At 52.6% G+C, this 1,641-nt stretch carries 2 rRNA genes; both read right to left on the bottom strand.

Annotation, left to right across the window (positions count from 1 at the left end):
- Positions 1-1,199: ribosomal RNA gene (locus FXV91_RS19580) — 23S ribosomal RNA — on the bottom strand; the annotation flags it as partial.
- Positions 1,200-1,482: 283 nt separating this feature from the next.
- A 16S ribosomal RNA gene (locus FXV91_RS19575) occupies positions 1,483-1,641 on the bottom strand; the annotation flags it as partial.

Raw genomic sequence — 1,641 nt, 5'->3', positions numbered from 1 at the left:
GTTACGCACTCTTTGAAGGGTAGCTGCTTCTAAGCTAACCTTCCAGCTGTCTTGGGCTTGGGACGCCCTTTAGTGTTAACACTTAGTCGACACTTGGGGACCTTAACCACGGGCTGGGTTGTCTCCCTTACGGACTACAAGCTTACCCCAGTAGTCCGGACTCCGACTTTCTTCAATGACGGTGGGTTTGGAGTTTGACAGGCGGGCGAGGGGTTTCCCCCCCGGAACCGCCAATCAGTGCTCTACTCCACCGACAATCTCCGGTCAGGTCATGCTACGACATGTTTCGGAAGGAACCAGCGGATGCCGGGTTAGATTAGCATTTCACTACGAGACGCAGGTCACACGAATGATTTGCAGATCAATACCGCTTGCGGTCCTCCACGTAGCTTTCGCCACGCTTCAACCTGCCCACGCCTAGATCACCCGGCTTCGGGTCGTACCCCGGTGACTCCACGCACTTGTATACGTCGTGCCTCGCCCGTGAGGGTTGCGCACATGTTGCTTTCGCTTCGGCTGCCCAGATAAAAGGTTAGCCATTGCCACCAAGATACACTCCCTGGCCCGTTCTTCAAAACGTAAGATACGACACTGGCAGTGATACTCGTACAACACCCTCGCGGGTGCTTCCTTCGTACCAAAGATCCTTTCATGCCGTATCGTTCCATCACTATCAGGTTTCAGGCACTTTGCACCTCCCTTCTCGGGGTACTTTTCAGCGTTCGGTCACCCTACTATTTCGCTATCGGTCTCAAGTAGTATTTAGTTTTGGAGGTTGGTGCCCCCCGGATTCCCGCACGATATCCGACGCACGGTACTCAGGGACATGTTCCGGTCTTCTGGCTTACACCTAAGTGACTGTCACACTCTATGGTCTGCCGTTCCAGGCAAGTTCGGTTTTGCCGCGAGACGTTTGAACAGCCCTACAACACCACATTTCCCCGAAGGGATTCGGTTTGAACTGTGCCGTTTTCACTCGCCGTTACTAGCGGCATCTCGTTTGATTTCTTTTCCAGCTCCTACTGAGATGTTTCAATTCGGAGCGTTCCCGATCATTACTGATCACTATGGAGAGGTCCCATTCGGAGATCCCGGGTTCATTGGCTCCATGCACCTACCCCGGGCTTATCGCAGCTTGGCACGTCCTTCATCAGCTCTTGAGCCGAGCCATCCACCTGATAGCATAACTCCTGTTACACCTAACCAGGTCCAGTTAGCGTTCAATATACAGCACCTATACACGACTTCATATGCCYGCGGTTCCGCRCAGGCTATCCATCCTTCCCCGATAAGCTACTTACCGGGTGCACTTRATGATAATGRAMTTGCTGKKATTTYGAACYMAGSRMMTCTGSYTTGCWWAKKCAGMRATCWWCMAAYTGRTYTRYWAKYMMKRGAGAGATCSAGATGGAATCCATATGGATCTCTGGTTTGAGGATTTGTTCGGTTTATCGGCATCTGRGTGATAGTGTTTTTCGGCTTAGGAGGTGATCCAGCCGCAGATTCCCCTACGGCTACCTTGTTACGACTTAACCCCCCTTGCAAAATTCAGGTTCGAACACGGCACAGAGTCCGTGCCCTCACCCATACCTCACTCGGGTGGTTTGACGGGCGGTGTGTGCAAGGAGCAGGGACGTATTC

It is taken from the genome of Methanosarcina sp. DH2 (assembly GCF_020804225.1).
Lineage (GTDB): Archaea > Halobacteriota > Methanosarcinia > Methanosarcinales > Methanosarcinaceae > Methanosarcina.
Note: the sequence above shows the minus strand (reverse complement) of the source record. Positions and strands in the feature narration are given on the sequence as shown.